Annotated in this window: 10 protein-coding genes; 4 read left to right on the top strand and 6 right to left on the bottom strand. The window is 70.2% G+C overall.

Annotated elements, in window-relative coordinates; genetic code table 11:
• Nucleotides 1–18 precede the first annotated feature (18 nt).
• From sfnG to glnE, 3 genes are all read right to left on the bottom strand, one after another.
• Nucleotides 19–1,176, bottom strand: a complete 1,158-nt coding sequence (gene sfnG / locus M5C96_RS00845) for a dimethylsulfone monooxygenase SfnG (protein ID WP_272566575.1) — start codon at nucleotides 1,174–1,176, stop codon at nucleotides 19–21.
• Between the two features lie 48 nt (nucleotides 1,177–1,224).
• On the bottom strand, nucleotides 1,225–1,803 hold the full coding sequence (gene msuE, locus M5C96_RS00850) for an FMN reductase (protein ID WP_272566576.1): 579 nt from the start codon (nucleotides 1,801–1,803) through the stop codon (nucleotides 1,225–1,227).
• 417 nt (nucleotides 1,804–2,220) lie between these two features.
• Nucleotides 2,221–5,040, bottom strand: coding sequence for a bifunctional [glutamate--ammonia ligase]-adenylyl-L-tyrosine phosphorylase/[glutamate--ammonia-ligase] adenylyltransferase (glnE, locus tag M5C96_RS00855; protein ID WP_272566577.1), 2,820 nt, complete (start codon nucleotides 5,038–5,040; stop codon nucleotides 2,221–2,223).
• Between the two features lie 102 nt (nucleotides 5,041–5,142).
• On the opposite strand from glnE, the gene M5C96_RS00860 reads away from it, so the two are divergent.
• From M5C96_RS00860 to M5C96_RS00875, 4 genes are read left to right on the top strand one after another with little or no spacing between them, the layout of a single operon-like run.
• A complete protein-coding gene (locus M5C96_RS00860) occupies nucleotides 5,143–9,405 on the top strand; it encodes a YhdP family protein (protein ID WP_272566578.1) in 4,263 nt (1,420 codons plus the stop codon).
• Entirely contained in the window at nucleotides 9,405–10,220 is an 816-nt protein-coding gene (locus M5C96_RS00865; RefSeq protein ID WP_272569870.1) for a carbon-nitrogen hydrolase family protein, read from the top strand. Before M5C96_RS00860 ends, M5C96_RS00865 begins: the two co-directional genes overlap by 1 nt.
• Nucleotides 10,217–12,259: a two-component system sensor histidine kinase NtrB gene (locus M5C96_RS00870; RefSeq protein ID WP_272566579.1), complete on the top strand. Its 2,043-nt coding sequence runs from the start codon at nucleotides 10,217–10,219 to the stop codon at nucleotides 12,257–12,259. The genes M5C96_RS00865 and M5C96_RS00870 overlap by 4 nt, the downstream gene beginning before the upstream one ends.
• Nucleotides 12,259–12,888: a response regulator transcription factor gene (locus M5C96_RS00875; RefSeq protein ID WP_272566580.1), complete on the top strand. Its 630-nt coding sequence runs from the start codon at nucleotides 12,259–12,261 to the stop codon at nucleotides 12,886–12,888. Before M5C96_RS00870 ends, M5C96_RS00875 begins: the two co-directional genes overlap by 1 nt.
• An 85-nt stretch (nucleotides 12,889–12,973) precedes the next feature.
• On the opposite strand, the gene M5C96_RS00880 is transcribed toward M5C96_RS00875, so the two are convergent.
• From M5C96_RS00880 to M5C96_RS00890, 3 genes are all read right to left on the bottom strand, one after another.
• Nucleotides 12,974–13,621: an OmpA family protein gene (locus tag M5C96_RS00880; protein WP_272566581.1), complete on the bottom strand. Its 648-nt coding sequence runs from the start codon at nucleotides 13,619–13,621 to the stop codon at nucleotides 12,974–12,976.
• Between the two features lie 132 nt (nucleotides 13,622–13,753).
• Nucleotides 13,754–14,299 carry a hypothetical protein gene (locus M5C96_RS00885; protein WP_272566583.1) on the bottom strand — a complete coding sequence of 182 codons (546 nt, stop codon included), beginning with the start codon at nucleotides 14,297–14,299 and terminating at the stop codon, nucleotides 13,754–13,756.
• Nucleotides 14,300–14,308: 9 nt separating this feature from the next.
• Nucleotides 14,309–15,253, bottom strand: a complete 945-nt coding sequence (locus M5C96_RS00890; protein ID WP_272566584.1) for a glycoside hydrolase family 19 protein — start codon at nucleotides 15,251–15,253, stop codon at nucleotides 14,309–14,311.
• Nucleotides 15,254–15,269 lie beyond the last annotated feature (16 nt).

Consider the following 15,269-nt stretch of genomic DNA (forward strand, 5'->3'; position numbering starts at 1 on the left):
GTTGTGCCGGCGCGGTGGTCAGGCGGCCACGGCCTCGGCGGGCTCGCCGATGGCGGCACCGGCGGGCGCGCCCAGCCCCTGTGCTTCCAGCTCGCGCACCAGCGGCAGCACCTTTTCGCCGAAGTACTCGACCTCTTCGATGAAGTGCAGGAAGCCCGCCAGGATCAGGTCCACGCCCACGGCCTTGAGCGCCACGATGCGCTCGGCGATCTGGCGCGGCGTGCCGATGAGGTTGGTGCGAAAGCCGTCGTTGTATTGCACCAGGTCTTCGAAGGTGGATTTGGCCCAGTTGCCCTCGCCCTCGGGCGAGGCCTGGCCGGCCTGCCTGGCCGCGTCGCCGAAGGCGTGCACCGCCTCCACGTGGGCGTGGTCGATGATGTCCTTGAGCACGGCGCGGGCCTCTTCCTCGGTGTCGCGGGCGATGACGAAGGCGTTGATGCCGATGCGCACGCGGTGGCCCGTCTCGGCGGCCTTGGCCTGGATGTCGTCGATCTGCTTTTTCACGCCCTCTGGCGTGTTGCCGTTGGTGAAGTACCAGTCCGACACGCGCGAGGCCATGTCGCGCGCGGCGCGCGAGCTGCCGCCCTGAAAGATCTCCGGGTGGGGCTTTTGCACGGGCTTGGGGCTGAGCGTGTAGTGGTTGAAGCGGTAGAAGTCGCCCTTGAAGGTGAAGTTGTCTTCCGTCCAGATGCCCTTGAGCGCGCGGATGAATTCCTCGGAGCGGCGGTAGCGCTCGTCATGCTCCAGCCAGGGCTCGCCGATGGCCTGGAACTCGCCCTTGAACCAGCCGCTCACCACGTTGATGGCGATGCGCCCCGCGGAAATGTGGTCGATGGTGGCGATCTGCTTGGCCACCACGGCCGGGCTCCACGGCCCGGGCAGGATGGCGGCCAGCACCTTGAGCTTGGTGGTGGCGTGTAGTAGCGCCTGGCTGAACGACACCGACTCGTGCTGGTATTCGGCGCCGTAGCCGGCGGTGAAGCGAATCTGGCTCAACGCGTAGTCGAAACCCGCCTTCTCGGCCGCCTGCGCCAGGCGCTGGTTGTATTCCAGGCTCCAGTCGGTGCGCTGGGCGATGGTGCTGACCACCAGCCCGCCGCTGACGTTGGGCACCCAGTAGGCGAAGCGGATGCCGGCGGTGGAGGAAGAAGAAGCGGAAGTCGTGTCGTGGCTCATGGCGATGCTCCTGGACAGAGGGAGGGGGAATGGGGTGGCCGGCGGGGTTCAGGCCGCCTGCGCCAGGCGCAGCGCGGGCGCGGCCTGCGGCGCGATGCCGACCAGGGGCGCCGCGCGCTGCACCGCCAGCACGATGCGCTCGCGCAGGGCGGCGCTGGCGATCTCGTAGCCCTGGAAGTCCTGCTCCGACGCATACACGCCCAGCGGCAGCGTGCGCGCCTGGAAGAAGCTGAACAGCGGGCGCAACTGGTGGTCGATCACCAGTGCATGGCGGTCGCTGCCGCCGGTGGCGGCCAGCAGCACGGGCACGTCGATCAGCGCCTCGTGGTGCACGAAATCGAACAGGTGCTTGAACAGGCCCGTGTACGAGCCGCGATAGACCGGGCTGGCCACGATCAGCAGGTCGGCCGATTCGATGGCGGCCAGCTCCGCCTCGACGGCGGCCGGCAACTGGCTGCGGTAGAGCGCGCCGCCGATCTGCGGGGCCAGCGGCCCCAGCTCGATGGTGTGCGCCCCGATGGGCAGCGCCTCGCTGAGCGCGGCGATCAACTCTTCCACCAGCACCAGCGTGCGCGAGGGGCGCTGCACATTGCCGGAAACCGCCACTACCTTGAATTTGCGCGTCATGGGATCGAACCTTCCTGGTTTGCCCGGCGCGACCATTGCGGCGGGGGATGGAATGGATTGAAGACCCAGCGGCGCTCCGGCGCTGCAAAGGAATCGGCGCATGCTTATGCGGAATCCGTGCGTGCCGGCAAGTGGTTGATTGGCAAGGGAAAACCCGGAAACCCGGGCCGATGCGCGGGGCGGCGGCGCCACGTGGCGGCCGCACCGCGTGCCGGGCCCGCCTGCCCGCCCAGCGGCAAATTGCGCAGTTTGCTGCTGCGGTGCTGGCCCGGGCGCAGGCGCGCGGGGCAGGGGGCCGGCTGGCCGGGCGGCGCGTGCCTGTCGCGCCGCCGGGGTCGTTTGCTATTATTTATATAGCAATCAGGACATGTTCCACTAGGGCATCGGGGCGAAAAGACCCCGAACGCGAGTGGGGGATCAGCCGGTGAACACCGCCCGCCACAGCGCCAGCACCGCGTCGCGCTCGGCCTGCAGTGTGGCGGGGTCCACGCGCGTGGGCTGCTCGTTCAGACGGGCGCGGTGCTGCACCTGGCGCAGCGTGCGGTAGGCCGTGGCGGCGGCGGTGCCCACGCCGTCGGGCAGGAAGCCCGCGGCCTCGGCGCGCTGCAGCAGGGTGATGTTGCCGCGGTTCTCGCGCAGGCCGGGGTGGGTGGCGGACTGCGACAGCACCAGGTACTGCAGGGCGAATTCGACGTCCACCATGCCGCCCACGCTGTGCTTGACGTCGAACTGCCCGGCCGGCACCGGGTGGGCGGCGCGCACGCGCTCGCGCATGGTGACGATCTCCTCGCGCAGCGCGGCGGGGTCGCGCGGGGCGGTGATGACGGCCTCGCGCACCGCGTCGAAGCGCTCGCGCAGGTTGCGGCCGCTGCCCGCGGGCGCCTCGCTGCCTTCAGGCAGGGGCGCGAGCGGGCCGGCCGGGGCCAGGTCTTCGGTGCCCAGCAGGAAGCGCGCCCGCGTCATGGCCTGGTGCTCCCAGGTCCAGGCGGTGTTGCTGCCGCGCCGTTGCTGGTAGTTGGCGTACGCGGTGAAGCTGGTCACCAGCAGGCCCGAATTGCCGTTGGGCCGCAGGGCGGTGTCGATCTCGAAGAGGTCGCCCTCGGCGGTCTTCACCGTGAGCCAGTTGATGAGCTTGCGCACGAAGGCCGAATACACCTCGGGCGCGCGGTCGTCGTCGTCGTCGAACACGAAGACGATGTCCAGGTCGCTGCCGTAGCCCAGCTCCTTTCCGCCCAGCTTGCCGTAGCCGATGATGGCGAACTGCGGCACCTCGCGGTGGCGGTTCTTCAGGCGGCTCCAGCACCACTGCGCGGTCACGCGCAGCACGCTGTCGGCCAGGGCCGAGAGGTCGTCGGCCACCTGCTCCACGGTGATGCGGCGCTCCACGTCGCGCGCCAGCGTGCGGAAGGTCTCGGCATGGTGGGCGCGGCGCAGCAGGTTCAGCAGGGTCTCGTCGTCGTCCTCGCCGGTCGATTGCAGCGAGGCGATGCGCAGCCCCAGTTCGTGCTCGAAGTCCTGCGGCACGAAGCGTTCGGCCAGCAGCGCGTCGCCCGCCAGCTCGTCGATCACGCCGGGGTGCTGCAGCATGTAGCGGGCGGGCCACTGCGCGGCGCCCAGCAGGTGCAGCAGGTGCTCGTAGACCGAGGGGCGCTCCAGCAGCAGCGCCAGGTAGATGTCGCGGCGCAGCAGCGATTCGAGCCAGCCGATCAGCCGCACCACGGCGTCTTCGTTGACCTGGCCCTCGGCCAGCCAGCGCGCGGTGCGCTGCACCAGCCGCAGCAGCCGCTCGCGCGACTCGTCGCTCAGGGACTGCACGCGCGGGTGCGTGCGCCATTCGGCGACGCGCGCACGCACGGTGGGCGGCAACTGCTCCAGCACCGCTTCCAGCTCGGGCGCGGCGGGCGCGCCGGCGCGCGGGCCGCCGCAGCCGCCCTTGGTGCACTGCTTCTTGCCGGCGCCGCCCAGCAGCGTGTCGAACTCCTGCGCCACCAGTTCGCGGTGCGCATCGAGCTGGTGCAGGAAGGCGCAGGTGCCCAGGCCCAGGGTCTGGGCGATCCAGGCGAGGTCGTCGTCGCGCGTGGGCAGCACGTGGGTCTGCTGGTCGTCCAGGTACTGGATGCGGTGCTCCACCTGGCGCAGGAAGGTGTAGGCCACGGCCAGCGCCTCGGCGGTCTCCTGCGGCATGAGGCCGGCGCGCGCGATGCGCTGCAGCGCCTCCAGCGTGGGGCGGCAGCGCAGCTCGGGGAACTGCCCGCCGCGCACCACCTGCAGCAGCTGCACGGTGAATTCGATCTCGCGGATGCCGCCGCGCGAGAGCTTCACGTCGTTGGCGCGCTCGGGGTGGCCGGCGCTGCGCTTGGCGGCGTGGTCGCGGATCTGCCGGTGCAGCGAGCGCAGCGCGTCGAACACGCTGTAGTCCAGGTAGCGCCGGAAGACGAAGGGCAGCACCACCCCGCGCAGGGCCTGCACCGGCTCGCCGATGACGCTGCTGCGCGGCGCGACCACGCGGCTCTTGAGCCAGGCGAAACGCTCCCATTCGCGGCCCTGCACCTGCAGGTATTCCTCCAGCGCGGCCAGCGACACGGCCGCCGGGCCGGAGTTGCCGTTGGGCCGCAGCGCCAGGTCCACCCGGAAGACGAAGCCGTGCTCGGTGGTGTCGCCGATCAGGCCGTAGATGGCCTTGACGGCGTGGCCGAAGTACTCGTGGTTGGAGATGCGGTTGCGGCCCTCGGCGTTGCCGGCGGTCTCTCCGTCGTGTTCGTACACGTAGATCAGGTCGATGTCGCTGGACACGTTCAGCTCGCGTGCGCCCAGCTTGCCCATGCCGATGATCCACAGCTCGACCGGCTGGCCCTCGGGGCCGCGCGGGGCGCCGTGGCGGGCATCGAGCGCTTCGCGGGCCTGCACGCAGGCCTGGTCCAGGGCCAGTTCGGCCAGCTCGGTGGTGGCCCGCGTGATGTCGGCCAGCGGCGCGCCCTGTTCGCAATCGAGGCGCACCAGCCGCTCCATCACCACCTGCCGCAGGATGCGCAGGGCCGTGCCGGTGTCGTGCCCGCGGGCCCGCAGGGCGGCCAGCGCCTCGGCCATGGTGGCCCGCGTGGGGGCGCCGGGCGGCAGCACGGCGAACGCGTCGGCATAGCGCCGGTGCAGCCGCTGGTGGAAGCGGGAGTGGCTCGCCAGCGGGCCGTCGCCGGCGGCGCTGGGGATCTCTGGAACGTCAGTGCAAGACAGCGGCATAGCAAGGGCCCGGGGCCTGAAAACCGTACATAACGACACCGTTTGATGCTGAACCCGCACAGCGGGCGCGGGTCATAATTCCCTTCGCATCCTTACCCACCAATGATTGAACAGCCACCGAACCCCTCACGCCTGCTCCGATGCCTGGCAGGTCTTGCGCGGTGGTCCCTGGGCCTGCTCATCGCCTTCTGGCTGCTGGTGGCCGCCGCCTGGGGGGTGCTTCACGGCTGGATTGTGCCGCGTATCGGCGACTTCCGTCCGCAGCTGGAAGCCCATGCCACACGGGCGCTGGGGGTACCGGTGCGAATCGGTGCGCTGTCGGCCCGCTCCGAAGGGCTGGTGCCCACCATCGAGCTTAACGACGTCGCCCTGCTGGACCCCCAGGGCCGCGAGGCCCTGAAGCTGCCGCGCGTGGTGGGGTCGCTGTCGCCGCGCTCGGTGCTGCGCATGGGGTTCGAGCAGCTGTACATCGAACGCCCTGAACTCGACGTGCGCCGCATGGCGGACGGCCGCATCTTCATCGCGGGGCTGGCGTTTCGCCAGAGCGCGGGCGGCGACAGCGCCGGGGCCGACTGGCTGTTCTCGCAGAGCGAGGTCGTGCTGCGCGGCGGCACCGTGCGGCTGACCGACGAGCAAAGCCGGGAGCCGCCCCTGGCCCTGGGGCAGGTGGACCTGCTGCTGCGCAACCGGGGCTGGCGCCACGGCATGCGGATCGAGGCCACGCCGCCGCCGGAGTGGGGCGACCGGTTCAAGCTCACCGGGCAGTTCCGCCAGCCGTTCCTGACGACGCACGGCGGGGCGTGGCAGCAGTGGACGGGGCAGCTGTTCGCCGATTTCTCGCGCGTGGACGTGTCCCGGCTGCGCCACCATGTCCACATCGACGGCGTGCAGGTGGCCGAGGGCCGCGGCGCGCTGCGCGCGTGGGTCGATTTCCAGCGCGGGCAGTTCGTCGGCGGCACGGCCGACCTCGCCCTGGCCGGGGTGAACGCCCGCCTGGGCGAGGGGCTGGAGCCGCTCGCGCTGCAGTCCGTCGCCGGCCGGGTGGGCGGGCGGCGCCTGTCCGACGGGTTCGAGTTCTCCACCGAGGGCCTGCAGTTCACCACGCAGGACGCATTGCGCTGGCCGGGCGGCAACCTCACGGTGCGGCACACTGGCGTGCAAAGCGGCCGCGAGCAGGGCGAACTGCGCGCCGACCGCCTCGACCTGGCCGCGCTGGCGCAGATCGCCAGCCGGCTGCCGCTGGATGCCGCCGTGCATTCCGCCCTGGCCGACTACACGCCGCGCGGGCTGGTGGAGGAGGTCAAGGCCACCTGGCGCGGCCCCCTGCAGCAGTTGCAGCAATACCAGGCGCGCGGCAAGGTGACCGGGCTGGCGGTGGCCGACCAGCCGCGCGCCGAAGGCTCGGCATCGCACGTGCCCGGCCTGCGCGGCGCGAGCGTGGAGTTCGACGTGTCGCAGGCCGGCGGCAAGGCCACGCTGGCCCTGGCGGACGGCGCCCTGGTGCTGCCCCACGTATTCGAGGAAGGCACGGTGCCGGTGGACCAGCTGTCGGCGAACGTGCGCTGGCAGATCGAGGGCGAGCGCATCGCGGTGCAGGCCAGCGAACTGCAGTTTTCCAACGCCGATGCGCAGGGCGAGGCCCGGCTGAACTGGCACACCGGCGATGCCGATCGTGGCGGTGCCCGGCCGCGGTTTCCCGGCGTGCTGGACCTGTCCGGCAGCCTGAGCCGCGCGGACGGCACCCGCGTGCACCGCTACCTGCCGCTGTCCATCCCGCAGGAGACGCGCCACTACGTGCGCGACGCGGTCACCACGGGCACGGCCAGCAACGTGCAGTTCCGCGTCAAGGGCGACCTGCACGACATTCCCTTCAACACGCCCGGGCAGGGCGACTTCCACATCGCCGCGCGCGTGAAGGACGTGACCTATGCCTATGTGCCGCCGCGCCTGCAGCATGCCAACGAGGCGCCCTGGCCCGCCCTCACCGAACTCACCGGCGACCTGATCTTCGACCGATCCACCATGGCCGTGAAGGGCGCCAGCGGCAGCTTCGCCGGCACGCCGAAGCTGCGCGTGAACAAGGTGGAGGCGCGCATTCCGGACCTGGCCCACACGGTGGTCGCGGTGAACGCCGATGCGCGCGGCCCGCTGGCGGACATGCTGTCGTTCGTCACCACCTCGCCGCTGGCGCGCCTGACCGGCAATGCGCTGGACAAGACCACGGCCAACGGCACGGCCGACCTGCAGCTGGCCCTGTCGCTGCCCGTCAGCCACATCGACCAGTCCAAGGTACAGGGCAGCGTGACCCTGGCGGGCAACGACGTGCGCATCGCACCGGAGGCGCCGCCCATCGGCCGCGCGCGCGGCACCGTGCAGTTCACCGACACCGGCTTCACCCTGGCGGGCGTGCAGGGCCGCGCGCTGGGGGGCGACCTGCGGCTGGAGGGTGGCATGCGATCCCTGCCCGCGGGGGCGTTGCCGGTGGAGTCCTCCGTGCAGGTGCGCGGCCAGGGCGTGGCCACGGCCGAGGGGCTGCGCCAGGCGTCGCAATGGCCGGGTCTGGCGCAACTGGCCCAGCGCGCGAGCGGCAGCACGCCCTACACCCTGGTGCTGGGCGTGCGCCGGGGCACGCCGGAGGTGCAAGTGACCACCACCTTGCAGGGCATGGCGCTGGACCTGCCGGCGCCGCTGGGCAAGACCGCCGAGGCCCTGATGCCCGTGCGGTTCGAGACGCAGCTCACGCGCGAATCGCTGGCGGCCGCGGCAGGGAGCGGCAACGGCAGCGGCGGTGGCAATGGCACCGGTGCGGCGCCCCTGCACGAACACATGGCGCTGGACCTGGGCGCGCTCGGATCGGTGACCTATGTGCGCGACATTGCCAACGCCGCCCAGCCCCGGGTGCTGCGCGGCGCCATCGCGCTGGGCCTGGCGCCCGGCGAGGCGGCGCCCCTGCCCGAACGCGGCGTGGTGGCCAATGTGCAGATCGGCGAGCTGGACGTCGATGCCTGGCAGGCGGCGCTGATGGGCAACGACCCCGCGCGCTCGCCCCTGCTGGTGGCGCCACCGGCTGCCGAGGCCGCATCGGCGGCCAGCACGCCGGCGAGTGCCGCGCCCGCTGCCGTGGCGGGCAACGGGACGGGCACCGCTCCCGTGCCTTCCGTCTCTCCCATGCAGGACTACCTGCCCACGCAGCTGGCCGTGCGGGCCCGTCAGGTGGACTTCCAGGGCCGCACGCTGCACGGCGTGGTCATGGGCGGCTCGCGCGAGGGCAGCACCTGGCGCACCAACGTGGACGCCCAGGAGCTGAACGGCTACGTGGAGTTTCGCCAGGGCGCGGGCAGCGGGCCCGATGCGGGCTCCGGCCGGGTGTTCGCCCGCCTGTCGCGCCTGGCCGTCCCGCAGAGCGATGCCAAGGAGGTGGATGAACTGCTGGCCGAAGAACCGGCCGCCGGCGCCGGCACGCTGCCGTCGCTGGACATCGTGGTGGACGATTTCGTGCTGCGCGGGCGCCGCCTGGGCCGCATCGAGATCGAGGCGCAGAACCGCGGCGGCGACGGCGCCCCGCGCGAATGGCGGCTGTCCAAGTTCAACATCGTCGCGCCCGAGGCCACGCTCACGGCCAACGGCAACTGGGCGCTGCTGGGCAGCGACGGCGCCGCCGATGCGCGCCGCCGCACGGTGATGAACTTCAAGCTCGACATCCGCGACTCGGGCGATCTGCTCGCGCGCTTCGGCATGGCCGACGTGGTGCGCCGCGGCAAGGGCCGCATGGAGGGGCAGGTCGCCTGGATGGGCTCGCCGCTCACGCCGGACTACCGCACCATGTCGGGCCAGATGAACGTCAACGTCGAATCGGGCCAGTTCCTCAAGGCCGATCCGGGGCTGGCCAAGCTGCTGGGCGTGCTCAGCCTGCAGTCGCTGCCGCGCCGGCTCACGCTCGATTTCCGCGACGTGTTCAGCGAAGGCTTCGCGTTCGACTTCGTGCGCGGCGACGTGCGCATGGAGCAGGGCGTGGCCACCACCAACAACCTGCAGATGAAGGGCGTGAACGCCGCCGTGCTGATGGAGGGCAGCGCCGACCTGGACCGCGAAACGCAGGACCTGCACGTGGTCGTGGTGCCCGAGATCAATGCCATGACGGCCTCCCTCGTGGCCACGGCCATCAACCCGGTGGTCGGCCTGGGCAGCTTCCTCGCGCAGGTCTTTCTGCGCGGGCCGCTCATCCAGGCGGCCACGCAGGAGTTCCGCATCGACGGCACCTGGACCGATCCGCGCATCGAGCGCGTGCCCCGGCGAAAGCTGGGCAGCGCCGACCCCGCCGCCCGGCCGCCCACGGCCGAGTCACCCACCGGAGACAAATCATGATGAAAGCCGCCGCATTGCAAATGGTGTCGGGCCTGCACGTGCCCGGCAATCTCGAACAGGCCCGCCACCTGCTGGAGCAGGCCGCCGCCGAAGGCGCCGAGCTGGCCGTGCTGCCCGAGTATTTTTGCGCCATGGGCGCGCGCGACACCGACAAACTCGCGCTGCGCGAGCCCTACGGCGAAGGCCCCATTCAGCGCTTTCTGGCCCAGGCGGCCCGGGAGCTGGGCCTGTGGGTGGTGGGCGGTACGCTGCCGCTGCAGTGCGAGAGCGCGCACCAGGTGCGCAACACCTCGCTGGTGTTCTCGCCGCAGGGCGAGTGCGTGGCCCGCTACGACAAGATCCACCTGTTTCGCTTCGACAACGGGCGCGAGCGCTTCGACGAGGCCGCGGTGATCGAGGCGGGCAACACACCCGTGCGCTTCGAGCTGACCGCGCGCGACGGCACCCTTTGGCGCGTGGGCCTGTCCGTCTGCTACGACCTGCGCTTTCCCGAGCTGTACCGCCAGCATGCACGGGCCGGGGCCGACCTGCTGCTGGTGCCCAGCGCCTTCACCCACACCACGGGCGAGGCCCATTGGGAGTTGCTGCTGCGCGCCCGCGCGGTGGAGAACCTCGCCTATGTGCTGGCGCCGGCGCAGGGCGGCCTGCACGAGAACGGCCGCCGCACCTGGGGCCACAGCATGGTGGTCGATCCGTGGGGCGCCGTGCAGGCGCAGGTGGCCGAAGGCCCGGGCGTGGCCCTGGGTGTGCTCGATGCGGCGCGGCTGCAGCAGGTGCGCCAGCAGCTGCCGGCGCTGGACCACTGCATCCTGTGACCGACGGCGAGCCGTTCCTGTGGCCCTGGCACCGCTGGCGCAGCGCATGGAAGCGCTGGTCGCTGTGGGCCCTGCTCGTGTTGCTGGTGGCCGGCATGCTGGTCACCCAGGTGTGGCTGGCCGGCCGCTACGAGGCGAGCGAGGTGCAGAACCGCCTGGACCGCGACGCCGCCGATGCCGTGGCCGACATCCGCCAGGGCTTCGCCCACAACCTGCAGAACCTGCAGGCGCTGCACGTGGGCACGCCGGACCTGGCGAGCTGGGAGTCGCGCGCGGCGGCCTTGCTGAGCGTGCGCCGCGAACTCGTGCGGCTGGAATGGCGCAGCCCCACGCTGGAAGTGCGGGCCCATGTCGAGACCCCCTACCGCCCGGTGCAGTGGGACGCCGAGATGCGCAGCGGCATGCATTCCAACATCGCGCTGGCGTGCGCCAACGCGCGCCGCGTGTCGGGGCCGTCGTACTCCGGCAGCTACTTCCAGCCCCAGGGCGACGGCCGCGGCTCCGAGATGATGGAGCTGTGCCTGCCCCTCATGCAGGATGGCCGCAACGAAGGCTTCGTGGTGGCCACCTACTCGCTGCACAACGTGCTGATCGACCTGGTGGTGCCCAGCCTCAAGCGCGGGCAGGAGGTGTCGTTCACCGAAGCCGATGGCACCCGCCTGGCCATGGTGGGCGCCAGCCGGCGCGGCACGCGCCTGTTCAGCTCGCAGCAGCTGTTCGACCTGCCGGGCGCCACGCTGGTCCTGCGCATGGACAGCTGGCACAGCGCGCCCAGCGTGTTCCCCAATGTGCTCACCGCGCTGGTGACCGCCATGTCGATCGCCCTCGTCACCGTGCTGGTCGTGCTGGTGCGCGACAACCGGCGCCGGCTGCGCGCCGAGCGCGACCTGGGCGATGCGCTGGCGTTCCGCAAGGCCATGGAGGACTCGCTGGTGACCGGGCTGCGCGCGCGCGACTTGCAGGGGCGCATCACCTATGTGAACCCGGCCTTCTGCGAGATGGTGGGGTTCACCGCGCAGGAGCTGCTGGGCCAGAGCGCCCCGGTGCCCTACTGGCCGCCCGAGTTCGCCGACGAATACCGCCAGCGCCAGGCGATCCGCCTGTCCAGCCTGCACCCGCCGCCGCGCGAAGGCTACGAATCGACCTTCATGCGCAAGGACGGCGTGCGGTTTCCGGTGCTCATCTTCGAGGCGCCGCTCATCAACGCGCAGGGCCTGCACACCGGCTGGATGAGCGCGTTCCTGGACGTGAGCGAGCAGCGCCGCGTAGAGGAAATGTCCCGCGCCTCGCAGGAGCGCCTGCAGGCCACCGCGCGGCTGGCCACCGTGGGCGAGATGGCATCGCTGCTGAGCCATGAGCTGAACCAGCCGCTGGCCGCCATCTCCAGCTACGCCTCGGGCTCGCTCAACCTGCTGCCGCCGGGCGGCGGGCCACCGAAGGAGCCGCTGCACGACGTGCACGTGGCGCTGCAGCGCATCGCGCAGCAGGCCGAACGCGCGGGCCGCGTGATCCGCAGCGTGCACGACTTCGTACGGCGGCGCGACCAGTCGCGCGAGGTGGTCTCGGTGCACGACCTGCTGGAGGCCGTGATGCCGCTGATCCGCCTGCAGGCGCGCAAGCTCGAAGTCTTCGTGAAGATCTCGGTGGACGCCGACCTGCCCCCGGTGCTGTGCGACCGCACCATGGTCGAGCAGGTGCTGCTCAACCTGGCGCGCAACTCCATGCAGGCCATGGACGACCCCGCCACGCCCCAGCGCATCCTGGAGCTGCGCGTGCGCCGCGCCGCATCGAATGCGCGCAATGCCTGGCTGGAGTTCATGGTCATCGACCGGGGCTGCGGCATCGCGCAGGACGTGGGCGAGAAACTCTTCACTCCCTTCTTCACCACACGGCCCGAGGGCATGGGCCTCGGCCTGAGCCTGTGCCGCACCGTGGTCGAGCAGCACGGCGGCTTCCTGGGCCACGCGCCCAACGAGCCGCGTGGTACGGTATTCACTTTCACCCTGCCTGCTGCCAGCGCGGACAGCAGCCACCCCTGATGGAACCCGTCTCCAACGCCACCGTTTACATCGTCGACGACGACTCGGGCGTGCGCGAAGCGCTCGCCTGGCTGCTGCGATCGCGCCGCCTGCCCAGCGAGTCCTTCGACAGCGCCGAAGCCTTCGAAGCCATGCTCGACGAGCGCCCGCCCGCGCGCCAGCCGTGCTGCCTGCTGCTGGACGTGCGCATGCCGGGCATGAGCGGCCTGGCGTTGTTCGACCGGCTGGCCGAGCGCCGCCTGATCGATGCGATGCCGGTGATCTTCCTCACCGGCCACGCGGACGTGCCCACCGCCGTGGCCACCGTCAAGCGCGGGGCCTTCGACTTCTGCGAGAAGCCGTTTTCCGACAACCTGCTGGTGGACCGCATCGAGCAGGCCCTGGCCCAGTCCGCGCAGCACATGGAGCAGGTGCGCCAGCACAGCGATCTGCAGGTGCGGCTGTCGGAGTTGACGGAGCGCGAGCGCGACGTGATGCGGCTGGTGGTCGAGGGGCTGCCCAACAAGCTCATCGCCGACCAGCTGGACATCAGCGTGCGCACGGTGGAAGTGCACCGCGCGCGCGTGTTCGACAAGATGCAGGTCAAGTCGGCCGTGGAACTGGCCAACCTGCTGCGCGCCGCGCACTGAATGAACGCCACAGGGCGCCGAAGCGCCCTGTGAAAGCCACTCCCGCCGCGGTGCGCGGGCGGGGCGGCAGTGGGCCGGCCGGCGGTCAGCCCGGCTGGCGTTCGCCCACGAAGATTTCCACCCGGCGATTGCGCGCGCGGCCGTCGTTCGTGTCGTTGGTGGCGATCGGCTGGTGCGAGCCGCGGCCCTCGACCTGGATGCGCCCGCCGTTCACGCCCCGCGTCGTCAGGAAGTTGCGGGTGCTGGCCGCGCGGTCCATCGACAGCGGGTTGTTGATGGCATCGGTGCCGGTGGAGTCCGTGTGGCCCACGATGCGCACTTCGGTGTTGGGGTTGTTGCGAAGTCCCTCGGCGAAGCGCTCCAGCACGGGGGCGAAGTTGGACTGGATGTCCGAGCGGTTCGTGGCGAACGAGATGTCGCTCGGAATGTCGAGCTTGAGCTGGTTGTCGGCGGTCTGCGTCACCACCACGCCCGTGCCCTGGGTGACCTGCTGCATCTCGCGCTTTTGCCGCTCCATGTGCTGCGACCAGATGTAGGTGCCCAGGGCCCCAACACCCGCCCCGACGACGGCCCCGGTGCCCGCCCGGCCGCCGGTGGCGGAGCCGATGACCGCGCCGGCCACCGCGCCGACGCCGGCGCCCGTCGCGGTGCGCCGCTGGGTATCGTCCATGTTGGCACAGCCGCTCACGAGCAGAACGGCGGCAGTGGCGCCGATGAGAATCTTGTTGCGCATGGGATCTTCCTTTTCCAGGTGATGGACTGCCAGCCAGTCGTGCTTGAAGGGGAGGTCCCTTTGGGTTCAGGCCCGGCCGGCGGCTCCGAACGAAATTGAGAGGCCCCTATTCTTGGCACGGATGGCGCAGGATCAGGGTAGGACCAATTCGTCAGGGTCTTCGGCCAGGCCTGCCCGGCTTTGAAACGCAGGCCCCATCTGGGAGAAAGGCGCTCCGGTGCAGGGGTGCTGGCCGACCATCTCGCCGTTCTTCCACACCATGACCCCGGCTTTTTCCCCCCAGCGCGCACCGAAGGCGCGGTACACCACATAGGAAAAAGGCGGTTGATTGAACCGCAGGTAATTGCCCCCGCCTGCGGAGTACCAAAGCCTTTTGGCCACGACGGTCTGCCGCCATGCGGGATCGTCCTTGGCGCGTGGGAGCGCCATTTCCACTTTTCCTGGCTTTCCGAAGCGGTATTGCAGATGGCCCTGGCTGGTATCCAGCGATGGGGAGGCGCAGGCGGAAACCACGCGCCTGGATTGAAGTCTGCAGGCGAAGATGACGTCTTCTTCCGGCAGGCACAGGCCCCGGTCTTTGGACGGTGCCGGTGCGGGCACCTGGGACATCGAGCCGGTGCACAGCAGCAGGCCCAGCAGGGGCAGCCACCTTGAAGCGCCAGGAGGACGCGATTGCATGGCGATTCCTTATGGCTTCGCTTTGGCGGCCGTTTTGGCCTTCTTCGGAATGGCCATTCCCAGGTATTTCCGGCCAGCGGCGAACGCGTCCGTGAATTCCTTGAGGCCATGGGTGCCGCCGTTCACCAGTTTGCGGGCATGGACCAGGTTGTTGGTCTTCAGCGCGGCCCGAATGCCGCCTTCCTTGTTCTTGATGAATTGGGCCAGGATGGCTGCGGCGGCGGGGCCTTCGTTGGCCTGGTCCGGGTTGTCCAGCAAGTTCAATCCCAATTGCTTGCCCATCTGCTCGTAGTTGGCTCGGCCGGTCAGCTGGACAAATCCACGGCCCTTGTACAGCGCGCCATCGCCCAACTGGTTGTTTCCCAGGCTGTCCGGCCGGAAATCGTATCGATCGAAAGGGTGTCGGCCCTTGGTGCCCACGGGGCTGGTGTTGTATCGGGATATTCCTTCGTCGACCGGCTGAAAGCTCGCGCTCTCGGCGCGGATGGTGGCCAGCGCCATCATGAGCATTTCCGTGTCGTTCAGCGAACGCTTCGTCATCGCGCCGAGAATCTCGGGCAGGTAGTTCCGGATGTTCCCGGTGATTTTTGTTTCCTGGATGGTCTTTTTGACGACGGGCTTGCCATTGACCATTTCCCGGGTCTTGAGGGTGGTGCGCTTGATCCGGTCGACCCCTCCCGGCACCATGGTGGACGCCAGCACGTACACCTCGTTCGACAGCGACGCGACCAGTTTCTTTTCTTCCAACTGGGCCTGAACCAGGAACTGGAACAGGGTATCTGCATTGTTCAGTTGGTTGTCCGGGTCCGCTTCGCCGTAGAAGAAGGTGTTTTCGATGCTCTGCAAGGCGGTGGCGAAGGGCTGGTCCCATCCGCCTTCTTCGGGTAATTCGGCCTTCTGGGGCAGGTACCCCTTCCGGATGAACGCATTCAGATGCCGGCGCAGCAGCCGCATGTCTTGCGGGTGGTTT

The sequence above is a fragment of the Acidovorax sp. GBBC 1281 genome (assembly GCF_028473645.1).
Taxonomy (GTDB): Bacteria; Pseudomonadota; Gammaproteobacteria; order Burkholderiales; family Burkholderiaceae_C; genus Paracidovorax.